The sequence below is a fragment of the Paraburkholderia sp. genome, from assembly GCF_049581445.1.
Taxonomy (GTDB): domain Bacteria; phylum Pseudomonadota; class Gammaproteobacteria; order Burkholderiales; family Burkholderiaceae; genus Paraburkholderia.
On sequence record NZ_JBAURZ010000339.1, the window covers coordinates 1 to 16160 of the forward strand.

Here is a 16160-nt window from a genome sequence, read left to right on the forward strand (position 1 = left end):
GCGCTAGCATCGCGGCCGCAACCCATGCGGCGGCGTTCGTGCCAGCAGCGTCGCCACGTTCGTACAGGGCCACGCGGTAGCCTGCGCCAGCCAGACGCCACGCGACCAGCCGGCCGCACAGACCGCCGCCGAGGATGGCGAAATCCGGAGAAGTAGAGGTGTTCATCGCGGCCCCATCCACGCGCGCAATGCGAGCAGCGCATCATCAGCGACGCGGAAGCAAACGGGGTAATAAACTGAAGAATGAGCGGTCATCGTATCCTTTCCGTACGGCAAAAAGCGCACGTACCCAAGGACGAAACCGGCGGGCGAGGCCGGCCGGGCAAACGGCGCGTCCAGTGACGGACGCTGCCCCGGCGGGGAAATGGAAGACTGACTGACTTCCGGAAACTTCCCGCGCCGGTATTACCCGGATCGGGTGCAAAGGGTTTATCTCAGCCTCACCGCGGCGTGCAGCCGCGCGCAAAGCACCCCTGTTTCGTCGAAGGTCATTAGACCATAAAACGCGGCGCGCCAGCAAACCAGCAGGCGCACAGCGGGCGTGGCGCCAATTCGTGTGGCGACGCTCACCGCTCTGGCACAATGCCAGCAGAGGATGCCTGCACGACCAGACCAATTGATGCGGCCCCCGAAATTAATTTCCGCTTAAGGCGCTCGGGCCAGAATCGGCCAGAAGCTTGTCGAGCTTGTTGCCCGAACCTGACTTGCCATACCTTGCCTTGGCGCCGTGGACTGGCCGAAGTCGGACCAGTCCGCCGCGAACCGGTTCACGCGGCTTGATCCACACCATTTGGTCCATGTGGCCAGACGGCATCTGGATCGGACCGGAGCGGGGCAATTCAAGGCAAAGCAGGGCCAGCCCCAGGCCAACCCAAAACGGGCCAGCCCGGCGGACCGCCATTTCTTCAGGATGCTCATGACACCCAATATCACTACAGCCAGCGCGCCAGACCCAGACGACAAAGTCTCTGCCTGGAGTCTGATCAAGCCCTACTGGGTCTCTGAAGAATGGAAGATCGCGTGGGGGTTGCTCGTCACGATCATCGTGATCAACCTCGCCAACGTCTGGCTCAGCGTGAAGTTCAACACGTGGAGTGGCGAGTTCTACAACGCGCTGCAAGCCAAAAACGTCCACGAGTTTCCTCACCTGATGGGCGTGTTCTCGGTGATCGTGTTCGCGATGATCATCCTCTTTGTGTACGGCCGTTATCTGCGTCAGATGCTCGGCTTCCGCTGGCGCCAGTGGCTCACCACCCGCTACCTCGAAGAGTGGCTCGGTGATGGCGCCTTCTACCGCATCGAACGCGACCGCCTCGCCGACAACCCCGACCAGCGTATTAGCGACGACCTTCAGTCATTCGCGACCAGCACCCTGTCGCTGTCGCTCGATCTGCTCTCGACGGTCGTCACGCTGATTTCGTTCGTCACCATTCTATGGAGCCTTGCCGGTGCGCTGACCTTGAGCGTGGGCGGCATGCCGCTGGTGATTCCGGGCTACATGGTCTGGGTCGCCGCGCTCTACGCGCTGGGCGGCTCGTTCCTGATTCACAAGCTCGGCCATCCGCTCGTGTCGATCACCTATCAGCAGCAGAAAGTGGAGGCGGATTTCCGCTTCGGCCTCATCCGCGTGCGCGAAAACGCTGAACAGATTGCGTTCTACGATGGCGAGGCAACCGAGCGCGGCAACGCACACAACGTGTTCCAGCGCATTCGCGACAACTGGTGGCGCGTGATGAAGTACACCAAGCGCCTGAGCTTCGTGCTGAGTTTTTACGGTCAGATCGCGATTATCTTTCCGCTCGTTGTCGCCGCACCGCGCTATTTCGCCGGTGCGTTTACATTTGGTGTGCTGATGCAAATCCAGAACGCGTTTGGCACCGTCAGCGATTCGTTCTCGTGGTTCATCAACAGTTACGGCAGCCTCGTCGACTGGCGCGCTACCGTCAACCGTCTGCGCGAATTCAAACGCGTCGTGCACGCCTCGCATCTGAAGGAATCCGTCTCGCCGGCCACCGTGCACGGCGGCATTAACCTGCATTACGTCGATGCCGATGAACTCACCACCGGCGGTCTGACGCTTGCACTGCCGAACGGCGAAGCGCTCTCGCAGATCCGCGACATCTCCATCCAGCCGGGTTCGCGCTGGCTGGTGCGTGGCCCGTCGGGTTCGGGCAAGAGCACGTTGATGCGGGCGCTCGCAGGCCTATGGCCGTTCGGCGATGGCTCGATCGACGCACCCGTGAATGCACGCATGATGTTCATCCCGCAGCAGAGCTATATGCCAATCGGTACGCTGAAAGCAGCGCTCACCTACCCGTCCTCGGCGGACACCTACACCGACGACGAATGCCGCGAAGCGTTGCGTACCTGCCGCCTCGAAAATTATGTGGACCGGCTGGAAGAATCCACACACTGGGCGCGCGTGATGTCGCCGGGGGAACAGCAACGTCTCGCCGGTGCGCGCGTGCTGCTGCACAAGCCGGACTACCTGTTCCTCGACGAAGCCACCAGCGCGCTCGATGCCGCCAACGAAGCGGCCCTCTATCACCTCTTCACGCAGCGCCTGCCGAAGGCGGCGATCGTCAGCGTCGCGCACCGTGAATCGCTGGCTGCGTTCCATGAGGAGACGCTCGATGTCGAGCGCTCGGGTGAACCGGTTGCCGCATAAGTGGCCCGTCGCTTGACCCTGTGGTGCCGATCACCGGCGCCGGGTCGGGCATCGGTGCGGCGCTCGCCTGCCGGCATGCCGCGCCGCCGCCTACATTGATGCTGCACGCGCGCGGCGCTGAAACGGCGTCGCGCGTGGCTACATCCGCAAGGATCGCGGCCCGGGCACGGACGCTCGGATAACTCGCAAGCCGGACACCTTCCTCACCCCGCGCAACATCCTGAAATACGCGAGAACAGTTCGAAAGCATTTGCGAACCGTTCAAGCTGTTCAATGCTTTGAAAATGGCGCCAAGCGGCGACGATTTGACCTGCGGACCGAGAAGCCTCCGGCCCGCACGCCATCCACCGTTACCGGACTTCCCGCCATGTCATTCGATCGCCGCTTCAATCCTTTGACCCAACGACTCACGCGGATGAGCCGTTGCCTCACCCATCGCGCCGCCGCTCCGGCCATCGCGTTTGGAGCAGCCGCGCTGCTGCTCTCAGCAAGTGTGCAGGCCGCGCAGATAGCGCAAGCCGCCGAGCCGCCGAATGTCTGCCCGGCCCTGCAGCACATCGTCGACGCCCCCAACTTCAAGCAACTGCACGACGAACCGGCCGCGCAACTGCCGGGCGTCGCCAGTGCCGACGATTGCCGCGCCAACTCGCATGCGTACGACTGCCACTGGCGTGCGCATTGGGAAGCCGACGGCGTGGTCAGCGACCCGCTCGAAGAACTGGGCGCCGATATCGCAGCCTGTTTTCCGAACGTCGTGCATGACCTCAACACGCCGACGCGCCAGCACTTCGTCGTCACCAACGGTGACCGCCGTATCAACGTGACGGCAAGCGTGCAGGGTCCCAACGAGTTGCGTCTGCGCATCGCGCGTTGAGCCGGTCGTTCCTGCGCTTCACTCCCGACTGGACCCATCAAGGGATGGCATCGTGACCGCCTCGCACACATCGGTACTCTCCGTCGTTCCATGGACCACGAGGTTCGCATGGTCCATGGGATGGCGACGGTCTTGCTCATGGGCCGCAGCTGCTGCCGTGCTGTGCTTCGGACTCAACGGCTGCGCGTGGACCCTGATCACCGCAGCCGACGCCACGGGCTCCGTGATTCAGGCGGGCTATGCCATCGCGTCGAACTACTCGTCGCCGACCTTTGTCAACGGCCGGCCCGCGTCCCTCAGCGCGGTGTGCATCGAGGTGAACCAGACCGTGTCGGTCGGCGATTTCGTCCCTTCGTTGCAACTCGCGCTCGACCGGCGCGGCATCAGTTCGGACGTCTACAATCCGGGCACCTCGCCCGCGAGTTGCGAAGCGCGGCTCATCTACAACGCGTCGGTCGACTATGGACGGCGCTCGTTTAGCGACGACCCGGTGCAGTACCTCGCAGTGATCGACCTCACGTTGATCCAGCAGGGCCACATTCTCGTTACCGCGCGCTATCAGACTGGCGAGCTCGGCGTGGACCGTTTCTCGAATGCGTCGGTCAAGCTCAGCGGCATGATCGACAAGATGGTGGTCGATCGGACCGAATTGCGCCCGCAGACCATTCAGACTTCGCAGATCAACTGATGCGTACGGCACGCGCTACGTTGGGGTGTGCCGTGCGTCGATGCTTGCCTGCGTTTACCCGGGAAAGGTTTAGAAAGCATTGCACGCTACCCGCGCTGAGACGTATCTCTTAACATCGGCGCAATGAACCAATCCATTCTGGTCGTCGACGACGACCCCGTCGTGCGCGATCTGGTGCGCGAATATCTACAGGGCCGCGGCTACTCCGTCTCCGTGCTCGAACATGGCATGGCCTTGCAGCGCATGCTGCAGAACGAGCGGCCCTCGCTTGTCGTGCTCGACATCATGATGCCGGAGCTGGACGGCATCAGCGCGCTGCGTGCGCTACGTCTTGCCGGTGACGATATCCCCGTCATCCTGCTGACTGCGCGCGCCGATGTGATTGACCGCGTCATCGGTCTCGAACTCGGTGCGGACGATTATCTCGGCAAGCCGTTCGAACCCAGCGAACTGGTCGCGCGCATTCGCACTGTGCTGCGGCGTCGTGGCGCTATTGCACCCGGTGCGCCGGAAAACCGTGCACCGTATCGCTTCGGTCGTTTCGAGGTGAACTTCCCGGCGCGCGAATTGCGCCGCGACGGCGAACGTATCTCGCTGCGTTCGAGCGAATTCGCCATGCTGAAGGTCTTCGTCACGCATTCCATGACGGTGCTCACACGCGCGCAACTGCTGGAGAAGCTGCACGGCAATAGCGAAGCGCACCGCAACCGCAGTCTCGACGTATCGATCTGGCGGCTGCGTCGGCTGATCGAGGTTGATCCGTCCGAGCCGCGTTACGTGCAAACGGTCTGGGGACGAGGTTATGTGTTCGTGCCAGATGGAGAGATCGGCGCCGCTGAGCGCTGCGCGCCTGCGTTGCCCGACGCTTAGTGAGTAGGTTTGGGCCTCGGCGGTACGCCGAAGTACAGAGGGGCTGACACAGCAAATCGCAGAGTCAGTTACCGGCCTGGTCGCTTGGTCGCCTGGTCGCCTGGTCGCCTGGTCGCCTGGTCGCCTGGTCGCTCAACTATTGAACGACACGGCGCGCCGCTCACCCAGCGAGCGCGGCGCACCCGCAGCGAAATCCATCAAAACGTCAGCACGCTCAGGAACATCCGCTGCAGCCAACCCACCGTCGTTGCATCGCTGACGATGCCCTTGCCGGCCTGTTCGATGCGCGCGTTCGCTACCTTGCTCGACGACACGTAGTTGCCTGCTTCGATGTCCTTAGGATTGACGATACCGGAAAGCCGCAAGCGGTCGTTGTTGCCGTTCATTGCAATCACCTTCTCGCCCGACACCAGCAGATTGCCAGTCGGCATGGTGCCGATCACTGTGACCGCCAGCGTGCCGGTCATGCCGTTAGTGTCCGTCATCGCGCCCTGCCCCTTGAAATCCGTGGCGGCGGACCCGATGTTGAACAATCTCGCCAAACGCGCAGCCGTGCCGGTAGACTGATCCGCAGCAGTCGCAGTGATGTCGCTGTCGCGGGTCGCCGTCGTATTGGCACTACTGTTGCCGCTATACGACTCGGACAGGCGAATCGTCAGCACATCGCCGATATGCTGGGCGCGCGGCGTTTCATAAAGCAACAGCGACGAACCAGCCTGATAGATCGCCCCTTGCGTATTCACGTTGAGCGGCGCGGTCACGAGCGGCGGCAGCATCGGCGTGTCCACGATCGACGTCTGATGGCCCGCGCAAGCTGCAAGGCTCAGTGCGGCGCCGAGCGCAACAGTAAGGCGTAACGGTGTCATAGAAATTCCTCCGCCAATGCGTTGACGGCACAAATTGAGTGGCCCATGCAAGGTGCGTATCAACCGGCGTCGGCGCTGCTCGCCTGCCACTGGCGCACGAGCGACTTCACAAAAGCGTCGGGGTCTTTCAGAAGATAGGTCAGCGTGCCGTTATGACTGGCCGGCAAAAAGCACAGCGTGATCGAGCTCACGGCGTTTTCCCATACATAGACGGGAACCGGACTGCTGCCCGCCGACAGGTTCCTCGTCATGAGTTGCGGCGGTCCGTAGCGAGCCGCTAGCGCATCGCGCAAATCGGCGGCCGTGAGGTCATCGATCACGAACGACATTTCGTAGAGGCGCAACGCGGTCTGCCCGTCTCCGCGCGCAAAACGCAGCACATGCTCCTGTGACGGCGCGCCGTCCACGACGGCCTGCGAGAGCGCCCAGCGCTCGGCCGTGCGATGCGCCCACCGGCACGCCACCGTCAGACTCTCGCTCGTCTTCAGACTCATGCCGAGTTCGCCCGCCAGCATGTCCGTCTCGCAGACCGGCACGCTGCCGATCGGCGTCGCCCGCACAGACGAACCCGCGCGAAATTCATCGAGCGTGATGCCCAGGGCGATGCCGCGAAAGGCGAATGGCGCATCAGTTGCATGCTTGTGCGCGTCGGCCGCGATACGTTTCGACGCAAGTGCGTCGTGCACCGCGGAGTCCGCGTAAGCAGCGGATACCGTGAAGCTCAGTAAGGTCCCGGCGAACAGGGCCGCCAACGCAGTAGCAAATCGCCTACCGCCGCGGCTGCCCCCGCGCATTCCAGAACAGTGACGGAAACAGCCAACCGGGCGACAACCCGGGCGGCCAACCGGGAAGCTGCGACGCGCACGGACGAACGGTCGGGCGTTCATGATTCAATCGAGCGCTGACGCGCAAGCGTTGAACGGCGTGGCGGCGGCGTGCCCGACCATCGGCACGATATCGAGCGTTGCCGCCGTCAGCCGGCACGGCAGTGCGGCTATGCCGCAGCCGCCGATGGGCAGGAGCGCAGCGCCGAGCGCCAGCCAGCTCGCGGCGCGCAAACACCGCTTGAAAACACGCAAAATCGACACAGGCGCTCCCAATGCGTCAGGCAGTCGTATTGACATGGTTGCCGACCAGACCACTCGGCAATGCGGGCACGGCCGAGTCAGACGGCTGCGATTCCGGCTTGGCCGTCGTCTCAGGCGCAGCGGCCGGCCGTTCGCGCGGGACGGGCGGGAAAGTGGTAGGGCGGAGATTGTTCTGGACAGTCATGAGGTGCCTCGCGTGACGTTGGGTGGTCCGATTCGATTGCCGCAACATCGAAGGCACGGTGGTAAGGACCGGACCGTGAGCCGAAGAATTGCGGCGGCGATGTACTACAGGCCGAATCATCACGCGGTGAGGCGAGCCACGAAGCATGAAGGAACGCGCGGTTTTCAGCGGTGCTTACGAGCCGTTTCTATCCGACGCAAATTCTTTCCTCAGAGGGATAGAAAGTAAGCAAAAGCAGGCGTGATGCATCCCTTAATCCGCAATTTATATTGCCAAGTTTAAGTCTGGGGATTAGCTGGTTAGCCTTACGCGGTAAGGTGTCCAGCGCCCCGCGCGCTAGCTGGTGCCGAGCCTGGCGGGGTTGCGTAAGTGTTGGTAAGAAAACAGTGAGCCTGTTGCCGTGCGCGCCAGTCTAAAATTTCGAGATGAATCCACAGGTCCTTATCGTCGACGACGACCCGGTCGTACGCGATCTGCTTTGCCGCTTTTTGCAATCGAACGGGTTCGACGCTTCCGTGCTCCACGACGGCACGCATTTGCAACGCCGCCTCGAACGAGAGCGGCCCTCGGTCGTTGTGCTCGACATCATGATGCCGAACACCGACGGTCTGCGCGCGCTCACTGCGCTGCGCGCCGCCGGTGACGACATTCCGGTGATCTTCGTGACCGCGCGCGGCACTGTGGCGGACCGCATCGTCGGTCTGTCGCTCGGCGCAGACGACTATCTGACCAAACCGTTTGACCCGCGTGAGCTGCTCGCCCGCATCCAGACGGTCTTGCGCAGGCGCGGTCCGTCCACCACCAGCGCGCCGGAAGCACGCAAGCCGTATCGCTTCGGCCCGTTCGAACTCGACTTCGCCACCCGCAGCCTGTCGCGCGACAGCACGCGTCTCGCGTTGCGCGATAGTGAATTCGCGCTACTGAAGATTTTCGTCAACAATCCGTACAAAGTGCTCTCACGCGTGCTGATCCACGATCTGGTCCATCGCGACAATCTCGCCTTTCGCGACCGAAGTCTGGATGTGCCGATCTGGCGTCTGCGTCGCGTGATCGAAGACGATCCCTCCACCCCCTGCTATGTGCAGACGGTGCGCGGCAAGGGTTACGTGTTCGTGCCCGACGCCGACGGCACCCCCTTCTCCATCGAGGGCGCGGTGGACTCATGAAAAACCCGTTGAACACGCTATTCGGCAGAATGGCGTTGCTCTCGACGGCGGTATTGTTGGCAATTCAAGCCGGCTGGTTCGTCCTGGTCGTGATGCAGCCGCCTCATCATGAGGTGGACGGATTTGCGCGCGGCATTCTGCTGATGCTGCAGGCGGCCAATGGCGAACCGGTGCAAGGCGCCGACCTCGCACCCGCCATGCGCGTGCACCTGGTGCCGACGTGGAATATGCCGAGCACCATCCATTTGCATCAACCGACTGAACGGCAGTTCCTCGAACTCAGCCAGCATTTGCAAGCCCGCATGCCGGCCGGCACTTTGATCGAGGTGGATGATGCGCGGCCGCCCCGGTTATGGGTGCGCTACCCAGGCAAATCGATGTGGATCGTGGTGCCGGTGGACATTCCCCCACGCCCGCGCTTCATCATCGAAACCGTATCGATGCTGCTGGCCGCGCTGATCCTTTCGCTGCTCGCCGTGTGGCAGATGCAACGGCCGCTGTCGCGCGTCGCGCTTGCTGCGCGTGCCTTCGGCGCGGGCGGACGTCCCGAGCCGGTGAACGTGCAGGGGCCGCGCGAGTTGCGCGATCTGATCGGATCGTTCAACGACATGATGCGGCGTCTAAACGAAGCCGGCGACGATCAGGCCGTGATGCTGGCGGGTGTTGCGCACGATCTGAAGGCGCCGCTGACGCGCCTGAAGTTGCGCGCCAGCGTGCTGGTGGCGGAAAACGAACGCGCCGGACTGATCCGCGATGTCGACTCGCTGACCAATATCGTCCAGCAGTTCCTGGAGTTTGCCGGACAGGCGGCGGATGCCGGGCCGCCTGTCAGCGTCGAAGCCTTCCTGCGCGAACAGTTCTCCTCCACTGATACCGCTGAAACGGGCAATAGCACCGATGGCAACGACAGTGATGACAGCGCCGACGTCCCCCTGTTTCGCCTCGATCTGCGGGCCGGCCCGCAATTCACGCTGCCACGCACGCTGCTCGACCGACTCGTGACGAACCTGGTGGACAACGCCCTCGAGCATGGCACGCCGCCGGTCGAGATCGTGACGGAGCGTGACGACCAGCATTGGCTGATCAGCGTCCGCGATCATGGGCCAGGTATCCCGGACGACCGGATCGCTGCTGCGATGAAACCGTTTGTCCGCCTCGACGCGGCGCGCGGCGGTGAAGGCCATTGCGGCCTCGGGCTCGCGATCGTCTCGCGCCTTGCTTTGGATCGCGGCGGACGCTGCGATGTCCACAACCATCCGAGCGGCGGCTTGAGCGTGCGCATCGCCCTGCCATGTCTGCAGCTCGAAGACTGAGCGTCTACGGGCGCTTACGCGACCTTACCGGGCAAGCAGCGCCGCTCCTGGCGCACGTATAGTTCGCCCCGGCCTCCTCGATGGCCTCCCTCTTCGGTCCGCCACACGCTTGTGTGGGCGGGCCGCTTTTTCTTCAACTGTCGTGAGTGCACTGGGGCGACGTGTACCGGCGCGCCTAGATGACAAGCCGGTCGTGCAAGGCGTCGATGGTGGATTGCGATAAGCCCAGGCCCATGGTGAGGTAGCTTGTCATGGTGCCGTAGCTCGCTTGCACCTGGTCGAAGCCAGCCTGCAGAAAACTCTCCTGTACGCCGAAGAGCGGTGCGTCGAGCGTGGCGGCAGCGGCCCCGTTTTGTGTCTGCGCCGCCGCGATCTCGACCTTGATCGTCTCGGCGGCGTAGGCATTCGTCAAAAGATAATCCTGCATGATGATGTCGAGCGGCACGTTCGCGATGCTAAGCAAAATGGCCGCAACCCAGCCGGTGCGATCCTTGCCTGCCTGCGAGTGAATCAGTTGAACACCGTCGGCGCTCGCGAGTTGCGTCAGCAACGAACCGTAGCCCGCGCGCTGCGCTGTGCCGGTCACGTAGGCGCGCTCGGCCGCCTCCATCCACGCCATGGCGCCACCTTGCAGATCGGGCGGCGGCACCGTCTGGTCACTCTGGCCAAGCACGTTGATATTCACGTACACCGCGCCGGTGGGCATCACATCGGCGCTGCGGGACGTCTCACCCGGTGTACGCAGATCGTAGACGCTCGCAATGTTGAGCGTGTCGATTACCGCCTTGTCGGCTGGACTCAAGGTCAATGCATTCGAGCGATAGAACATGCCGCGCCGCACCTGCCGGCCATCGACGGTCGGATAGCCGCCACCCGCGCCGCCGATGTCGCGAAAGTTGTTCACCGAAGCGAGCCGCGGGGTGTCCGGTACGTTGGACGAAATACCGCCACCGCCGCAGGCCGACAGCAACGTGCTGCCGAATCCCGACAGCAGCCATGCGCTGGCCGCACCCTTCAGGAAGGCGCGACGCGGGCCGGGTTCACCATTTCGGACATTTAGGGGCGGAGACACCATGCCGGAGCGGGTCGCACGTGAGCGAACTGTCGCAGAGAAATCCATTGAATGTATTGGTAAGGGGCGCAGTCGCCTCAGGACGGAGGGAAGGCATATAACCATGAGCGCCGCGTCGAAGTGTACCCGTCAAAAATCACGGGCGGGTTACATCGTAGGAGTCGGTAAGAATCTGAAATTAGCTCCCGTACCCCGGTGCATACCCGTCAGTCAACCTGCGACACGACCGGCGTGGTTTTTTGGTCCAACTGGTCCGCGTATGGTACGGGGTCGTAAAATAGCGACGCAACAGGGTGCATCCGCCCGAAGACCGCAATAATCTTGCATGGCACCAGAGTGAGCAACGCTGGTCGACAGGAGAGGGGATGGCGTCATTTCAGTGGTTCACGGAGTTGACGACGCGCGAGCGCCGCACGCTCTACGCGGGCTTCGGCGGGTACGCCGTCGACGCGTTCGACTTCATGATCTACTCGTTCCTGATCCCCACGCTGATCGCCACCTGGGGCATGACCAAAAGCGAAGCGGGCATGATCGCGACCAGTTCGCTGATCTCGTCAGCGATTGGCGGCTGGCTCGCTGGCATTCTGGCTGATCGCTACGGGCGCATACGGGTCCTGCAATGGACCATCGCCACCTTCGCGGTCTTCACCTGCCTGTCAGGCTTTACCCATTCGTTCTGGCAACTGCTCACCACGCGCACGCTGCAGGGCATCGGCTTTGGCGGCGAGTGGTCGGTGGTGACCATCATGATGGCCGAGACGATTCGCTCGCCTCAGCATCGCGCGAAGGCCGTGGGTACGGTGCAGAGCAGCTGGTCGTTCGGCTGGGCTGCGGCGGCGATCATCTACTGGGCGTCGTTCGCGCTGCTGCCGGAACAGTACGCCTGGCGTGCCTGCTTCTGGGTAGGACTGCTGCCTGCCTTGTGGATCATCTATATTCGCCGCAACGTGAGCGACCCGGACGTTTTCCTCGCCACGCGCAAGGCGCGCGAGAGCGGTGTCGAGACCGCCCACTTCCTGCAGATCTTCGCCGGTCCTCACCTCAAGACCACGCTACTCGGCAGCGTGCTGTGCACCGGCATGCTGGGCGGCTACTATGCGATCACCACCTGGCTGCCCACGTATCTGAAGACCGTGCGACATCTGTCCGTATTCAACACCAGCGGTTACCTGATCGTGCTGATTATCGGGTCGTTCACCGGCTATATCGTCGGGGCGGTCTTGTGCGACAAGATCGGCCGGCGCGCCTCGTTCATCCTGTTCGCGATTGGCTCGTTCGTGCTTGGCATGGTCTACACGATGCTGCCCGTCACCAACAGCACCATGCTGCTGCTTGGGTTTCCGCTTGGCATCGTGGTGCAGGGGATTTTCGCCGGGGTCGGCGCATATCTGTCGGAGCTCTATCCCAATGCGATTCGCGGCTCCGGTCAGGGCTTTTGCTACAACCTCGGGCGCGGGCTTGGCTCGTTCTTCCCAATTCTCGTTGGTACGCTTTCGCAGTCAATGACGCTCGTCAACGCCATGGGGCTCGTCGCTGGCTCAGGCTACTTGCTGGTGATCGCCGCCGCGTTGTGCCTGCCCGAAACCCGGGGCAAGGCGCTGCCGGCGACGGGCGCCGCATCCTGAACGGCCGGGCACAAATATGAATACGATCGTTTTAGGCGGCGGAGTAATTGGCGTGGCCACCGCGTTCTATTTGCGTGCTCAGGGGTGCGAGGTCACGGTTATCGAGTGTGAGCCGGACGTTGCGCTCGCCACCAGTTTCGGCAACGCCGGCGTGATTGCACCTGGCTACGTGACGCCATGGGCCGCGCCGGGGATGCCGACGAAGATCCTCAAATATCTTTTCAAGCCAGCGTCGCCGCTGATCTTCCGGCCGACGTTCGACCCCGCCCAATGGCGCTGGATCGCACGCTGGCTGCGCGAATGCGACCTCGAACGTTTCCGTGTGAACAAGCAGCGCATGCAGCGCATTGCGTACTACAGCCGTACTTGCCTGCATGAATTCCGCTCGCGTTACCCGTTTGACTACGGCCGCAGTCAGGGCTATCTGCAACTCTTTCGCAGCGAGTACGACGTGGAACTGGCGCAGCCTGCGCTGGCCGTGCTCCGTGATGGGGGGATCGTGTTTCAGGAAATGAGCCCTGCGCAATGTGTGGATATCGAGCCCGGCTTGCGCTGGGCTCGCGAAACGCCCGTGTCAGGGCTTTATCTGCCGGACGATGAGGCCGGCGATTGTGCCCGCTTCACTCGTGAATTGCGGGCGATCTGTGAGAACCATGGTGTGTTGTTTCGCTTTGATACCCGGGTGACGGGACTGGATGTTCAAGGCGGTACAGCGCGCGGCGTGCGGATCGAGGGTGAGCGTGGCGGCGAGACGTTAGCTGCAGATGCAGTAGTGGTTGCGCTCGGCGTGGATAGCGCGGCATTACTGGCGCCACTTGGCGTGAAGGTGCCCCTCTATCCCGTCAAGGGATATTCGGCGACTCTGCCTGTGATCGACGACGAGAAGGCGCCGCGCGCTGCGTTGATGGATGAGTCTCTCAAGACGGCTATCACCCGGTTTGGCCGCAATCTGCGGGTCGCTGGGACGGCTGAACTCGGAAACCGGCAATCGACGCTGCGAGAACAGGCATTGCAGACGCTGCTCAAGGTACTCGACGACTGGTTTCCTCATGCGGCCAAGCCGAATTCCGCGCACTTCTGGGTCGGCCGCCGGCCGATGACACCGGATGGCGCGCCTTTACTCGGCGCTTCTGGCGTTGAGGGGCTCTGGCTGAACGTGGGGCATGGGTCGACGGGATGGGCGATGTCGATGGGGTCTGGGCGGGTAGTGTCTGAACTGGTGGTGGGGCGGACGCCGGAGATTGACCTGGAGGGGCTCACTGTTGAACGGTATCGGCGGCGATAGACTGGCTTGCGTGCCGCTAGTGGTGGTTCGTGATTCGTGGCTGCCGCCTTTTCGCACTCTGTGCGCAGTCCGTTAAATCCGCAGTCGGCGCCTATCTGCCTGCGTTCTGACTCCGGTTCGCCAGATTACTTCTCTCCTCCGATCGCCGCACTCGCTAACGCCCGATACCGGGCGCCGTGTCGCGCCAAGGTACTCGAATACAAGATCAGTGATTCGAAACGGGCCGTCAGGTTCGGGTTGGGCCGCACCGGGTGGTTAACTGCGCCCGCTTCGCGGCCAAAGCGCGCTAGCGTGATGTGCGGTCGGAAGGCGCGCGCATCCACGGGTAAGCCGAGGTCGATCATCAGCGAACGGATTCGCCAATCCAGTTTCACCAACGCGTCAGTCATTGCCAAGGTCGCCACCGTCAGACGTGGATGTGCGGCACCTGGCCAATGTTCAATGCCCGTTACCCCGGCGGTTTCGAGCGGCGCGTCTTGCTCCGCCAACCTCTCAGCGAGCGCGTCACACCGAGCCACGGTGAGCGAACCGATAAACGTCATCGTCAGATGCAACTGCTCATACGGCACGCGACGCGCGCCGGTTGGCACCTCAATCGCAGCAAGCGCATGGCGCGTCGCCGCGTCGGGAGCCAGTGCAATAAAGCAGCGCTGCCATATGCCGTCCATCGGTGTCTCATTCGCTTGCATCGTGTTTCACCCTCTCCTCGTCAAGCGTCCGCTCCCGTAACAGTATCTCAAGCTTCGTGACCATCGATCGCGTGGCATTGATGCGCGTAACACTGTCTTGACGTCACACCCGCGCCGCCGCGGCCGACACCGCACCGGCTCTGTCGCCCGTAATTCCACGCTCCAAAAGAAAAGCCGGGTCACCCTTACGGGTGCCCGGCTTTGGGTACTGCCTTGTCGTCTCCACCTCTTCCTGCAAACAGTGGTCAGCCCGCGTTCATCGTCACGGGCTGGACAAACACTTAGCGCGGCAGATCCGAATGTCCCATCAGGAACGCGTCGACCGAGCGCGCGCACTGGCGCCCTTCACGGATCGCCCACACGACCAGCGACTGCCCGCGACGCATGTCGCCTGCAGTGAACACCTTGTCCACCGAGGTGTAGTACGCCTTGTCGCCTTCCGTCGAGGCGCGCACGTTGCCGCGCACATCCTTGTCGACGCCGAACGCTTCGAGCACCGGCGAGACCGGCTGCGTAAAGCCCATTGCCAATAACACAAGGTCAGCCTTCATTTCGAATTCGGAGCCCGGCACTTCCTGCATCTTGCCGTCCTTCCATTCGACGCGCACCGCAATCAGCTTTTCAACCTTGCCGTTCTTGCCTTCGAAGCGCTTGGTCGCCACCGACCAGTCGCGCCCGCAGCCTTCCTCGTGCGAGGACGAGGTGCGCAGCTTGACCGGCCAGTACGGCCACACCAGCGGCTTGTTCTCTTCTTCCGGCGGTTGCGGCAGCAATTCAAACTGCGCGATGTCTTTCGCGCCGTGACGGTTGGAGGTGCCGACGCAGTCGGAACCCGTATCGCCACCGCCGATCACCACCACATGCTTGCCCTTGGCCAGCAGTTGTCCCGGAACCTTATCGCCCGCGTTGACCTTATTCTGCTGCGGCAGGAATTCCATCGCATAGTAGATGCCTTCCAGCTCGCGGCCCGGCACCGGCAGATCGCGCGGTGTTTCCGAACCGCCCGTCAGCACGACTGCGTCGAACTGCTCTTTCAGTTCGTCCGGCGTGACGGTTTCCTTCGCCGTGTTGGCGATGTGCCCCGGCAGCGGATCCTTGCCGATGAACACGCCCGGGCGGAACGTCACGCCTTCGGCTTCCATCTGACGCATGCGGCGATCAATCAGCCACTTTTCGAGCTTGAAGTCGGGGATGCCATAACGCAGCAGCCCACCAATGCGATCGTTCTTTTCGAAGACGGTCACATCGTGCCCCGTGCGCGCCAGTTGTTGCGCAACGGCGAGACCGGCGGGGCCGGATCCGACCACGGCGACCTTCTTGCCGGTCTTGTGCTTGGCCGGCTGCGGTGCGACCCAACCTTCGGTCCAGGCCTTGTCGATAATCGCATGCTCGATCGACTTGATGCCAACCGGGTCGTCGTTGATGCCAAGCGTACACGCCGACTCACACGGTGCCGGACAAATGCGCCCCGTGAACTCCGGGAAGTTGTTGGTGGAGTGCAGCACTTCGATCGCGTTCTTCCAGTCCTGATGGAACACCAGGTCGTTGAAGTCCGGGATGATGTTGTTCACCGGGCAGCCGTTATTGCAAAACGGAATGCCGCAGTCCATGCAACGTGCGCCTTGAATCTTCGCGTCGTCGTCGGACAGCGCCGCGACGAATTCCTTGTAGTGCTTCACACGCGTGAGCGGAGCTTCATACGCCTCGTGGCGGCGTTCGAACTCGAGAAAACCGGTTGCCTTGCCCATGTGGTTCTCTTATCTATCTGTACA

The 16160-nt window shown here is 62.6% G+C and carries 16 protein-coding genes and 1 riboswitch; of the genes, 8 read left to right on the top strand and 8 right to left on the bottom strand.

Translation table 11 applies throughout. The annotated features are described in order from the left end of the window. Window positions 1-166 (bottom strand): FAD-dependent oxidoreductase (locus tag WCA85_RS28000; protein ID WP_424068152.1); only part of this gene is annotated, 166 nt, incomplete at its 3' end. A gap of 208 nt (window positions 167-374) precedes the next feature. Beyond that, window positions 375-485: riboswitch (TPP riboswitch) on the bottom strand. 431 nt (window positions 486-916) lie between these two features. Between WCA85_RS28000 and WCA85_RS28005 the strand changes: the two genes are divergently transcribed. The 4 genes from WCA85_RS28005 to WCA85_RS28020 all read left to right on the top strand — a co-directional run bounded on the left by WCA85_RS28005 (window position 917) and on the right by WCA85_RS28020 (window position 5100). Then, window positions 917-2668: an ABC transporter ATP-binding protein/permease gene (locus tag WCA85_RS28005; RefSeq protein WP_424068118.1), complete on the top strand. Its 1752-nt coding sequence runs from the start codon at window positions 917-919 to the stop codon at window positions 2666-2668. 367 nt (window positions 2669-3035) lie between these two features. Further along, the gene (locus WCA85_RS28010) at window positions 3036-3542 is read left to right on the top strand and encodes a hypothetical protein (RefSeq protein ID WP_424068119.1); all 507 of its coding nucleotides are present in this window, start codon (window positions 3036-3038) and stop codon (window positions 3540-3542) included. Window positions 3543-3657: 115 nt separating this feature from the next. Next, a complete protein-coding gene (locus WCA85_RS28015) occupies window positions 3658-4230 on the top strand; it encodes a hypothetical protein (protein WP_424068120.1) in 573 nt (190 codons plus the stop codon). 123 nt (window positions 4231-4353) lie between these two features. After that, window positions 4354-5100, top strand: coding sequence for a response regulator (locus WCA85_RS28020; protein WP_424068121.1), 747 nt, complete (start codon window positions 4354-4356; stop codon window positions 5098-5100). Window positions 5101-5297: 197 nt separating this feature from the next. Here WCA85_RS28020 and WCA85_RS28025 read toward each other — a convergent pair whose 3' ends face one another. The 4 genes from WCA85_RS28025 to WCA85_RS28040 form a co-directional block, all read right to left on the bottom strand. Next, window positions 5298-5966, bottom strand: a complete 669-nt coding sequence (locus WCA85_RS28025) for a flagellar basal body L-ring protein FlgH (protein WP_424068122.1) — start codon at window positions 5964-5966, stop codon at window positions 5298-5300. 59 nt (window positions 5967-6025) lie between these two features. Then, a complete protein-coding gene (locus WCA85_RS28030) occupies window positions 6026-6760 on the bottom strand; it encodes a hypothetical protein (RefSeq protein ID WP_424068153.1) in 735 nt (244 codons plus the stop codon). 96 nt (window positions 6761-6856) lie between these two features. Further along, window positions 6857-7054, bottom strand: a complete 198-nt coding sequence (locus WCA85_RS28035) for a DUF6726 family protein (RefSeq protein WP_424068123.1) — start codon at window positions 7052-7054, stop codon at window positions 6857-6859. A gap of 16 nt (window positions 7055-7070) precedes the next feature. Next, window positions 7071-7238 (bottom strand): hypothetical protein, encoded by a 168-nt coding sequence (locus WCA85_RS28040; protein WP_424068124.1) that lies wholly within the window; start codon window positions 7236-7238, stop codon window positions 7071-7073. A 425-nt stretch (window positions 7239-7663) separates the two neighbouring features. Here WCA85_RS28040 and WCA85_RS28045 point away from each other — a divergent pair, with 425 nt between their 5' ends. Next, window positions 7664-8404 (top strand): response regulator, encoded by a 741-nt coding sequence (locus tag WCA85_RS28045; protein WP_424068125.1) that lies wholly within the window; start codon window positions 7664-7666, stop codon window positions 8402-8404. Further along, on the top strand, window positions 8401-9717 hold the full coding sequence (locus WCA85_RS28050) for an ATP-binding protein (protein ID WP_424068126.1): 1317 nt from the start codon (window positions 8401-8403) through the stop codon (window positions 9715-9717). The genes WCA85_RS28045 and WCA85_RS28050 overlap by 4 nt, the downstream gene beginning before the upstream one ends. 175 nt (window positions 9718-9892) lie before the next feature. Here the strand turns inward: WCA85_RS28050 and WCA85_RS28055 are convergent, their stop codons facing one another. Continuing rightward, window positions 9893-10792, bottom strand: coding sequence for a tyrosine-protein phosphatase (locus WCA85_RS28055; RefSeq protein WP_424068127.1), 900 nt, complete (start codon window positions 10790-10792; stop codon window positions 9893-9895). Window positions 10793-11154: 362 nt separating this feature from the next. On the opposite strand from WCA85_RS28055, the gene WCA85_RS28060 reads away from it, so the two are divergent. Both WCA85_RS28060 and WCA85_RS28065 read left to right on the top strand, forming a co-directional pair. After that, complete coding sequence (locus WCA85_RS28060; RefSeq protein WP_424068128.1) at window positions 11155-12414, top strand: MFS transporter; 1260 nt, start codon at window positions 11155-11157, stop codon at window positions 12412-12414. 16 nt (window positions 12415-12430) lie between these two features. Beyond that, window positions 12431-13699 (top strand): D-amino acid dehydrogenase, encoded by a 1269-nt coding sequence (locus WCA85_RS28065; protein WP_424068129.1) that lies wholly within the window; start codon window positions 12431-12433, stop codon window positions 13697-13699. 125 nt (window positions 13700-13824) lie between these two features. Here the strand turns inward: WCA85_RS28065 and thpR are convergent, their stop codons facing one another. Next, on the bottom strand, window positions 13825-14367 hold the full coding sequence (gene thpR, locus WCA85_RS28070; protein WP_424068130.1) for an RNA 2',3'-cyclic phosphodiesterase: 543 nt from the start codon (window positions 14365-14367) through the stop codon (window positions 13825-13827). Between the two features lie 302 nt (window positions 14368-14669). After that, window positions 14670-16136 carry a glutamate synthase subunit beta gene (locus tag WCA85_RS28075; RefSeq protein ID WP_424068131.1) on the bottom strand — a complete coding sequence of 489 codons (1467 nt, stop codon included), beginning with the start codon at window positions 16134-16136 and terminating at the stop codon, window positions 14670-14672. Between the last annotated feature and the right edge of the window lie 24 nt (window positions 16137-16160).

Coding starts and splice junctions, on each gene's coding strand:
- WCA85_RS28005 (WP_424068118.1), top strand. CDS start 917: ATGACACCCAATATCACTACAGCCAGCGCGCCAGACCCAGACGACAAA.
- WCA85_RS28010 (WP_424068119.1), top strand. CDS start 3,036: ATGTCATTCGATCGCCGCTTCAATCCTTTGACCCAACGACTCACGCGG.
- WCA85_RS28015 (WP_424068120.1), top strand. CDS start 3,658: ATGGGATGGCGACGGTCTTGCTCATGGGCCGCAGCTGCTGCCGTGCTG.
- WCA85_RS28020 (WP_424068121.1), top strand. CDS start 4,354: ATGAACCAATCCATTCTGGTCGTCGACGACGACCCCGTCGTGCGCGAT.
- WCA85_RS28025 (WP_424068122.1), bottom strand. CDS start 5,966: ATGACACCGTTACGCCTTACTGTTGCGCTCGGCGCCGCACTGAGCCTT.
- WCA85_RS28030 (WP_424068153.1), bottom strand. CDS start 6,760: ATGCGCGGGGGCAGCCGCGGCGGTAGGCGATTTGCTACTGCGTTGGCG.
- WCA85_RS28040 (WP_424068124.1), bottom strand. CDS start 7,238: ATGACTGTCCAGAACAATCTCCGCCCTACCACTTTCCCGCCCGTCCCG.
- WCA85_RS28045 (WP_424068125.1), top strand. CDS start 7,664: ATGAATCCACAGGTCCTTATCGTCGACGACGACCCGGTCGTACGCGAT.
- WCA85_RS28050 (WP_424068126.1), top strand. CDS start 8,401: ATGAAAAACCCGTTGAACACGCTATTCGGCAGAATGGCGTTGCTCTCG.
- WCA85_RS28055 (WP_424068127.1), bottom strand. CDS start 10,792: ATGGTGTCTCCGCCCCTAAATGTCCGAAATGGTGAACCCGGCCCGCGT.
- WCA85_RS28060 (WP_424068128.1), top strand. CDS start 11,155: ATGGCGTCATTTCAGTGGTTCACGGAGTTGACGACGCGCGAGCGCCGC.
- WCA85_RS28065 (WP_424068129.1), top strand. CDS start 12,431: ATGAATACGATCGTTTTAGGCGGCGGAGTAATTGGCGTGGCCACCGCG.
- thpR (WP_424068130.1), bottom strand. CDS start 14,367: ATGGACGGCATATGGCAGCGCTGCTTTATTGCACTGGCTCCCGACGCG.
- WCA85_RS28075 (WP_424068131.1), bottom strand. CDS start 16,136: ATGGGCAAGGCAACCGGTTTTCTCGAGTTCGAACGCCGCCACGAGGCG.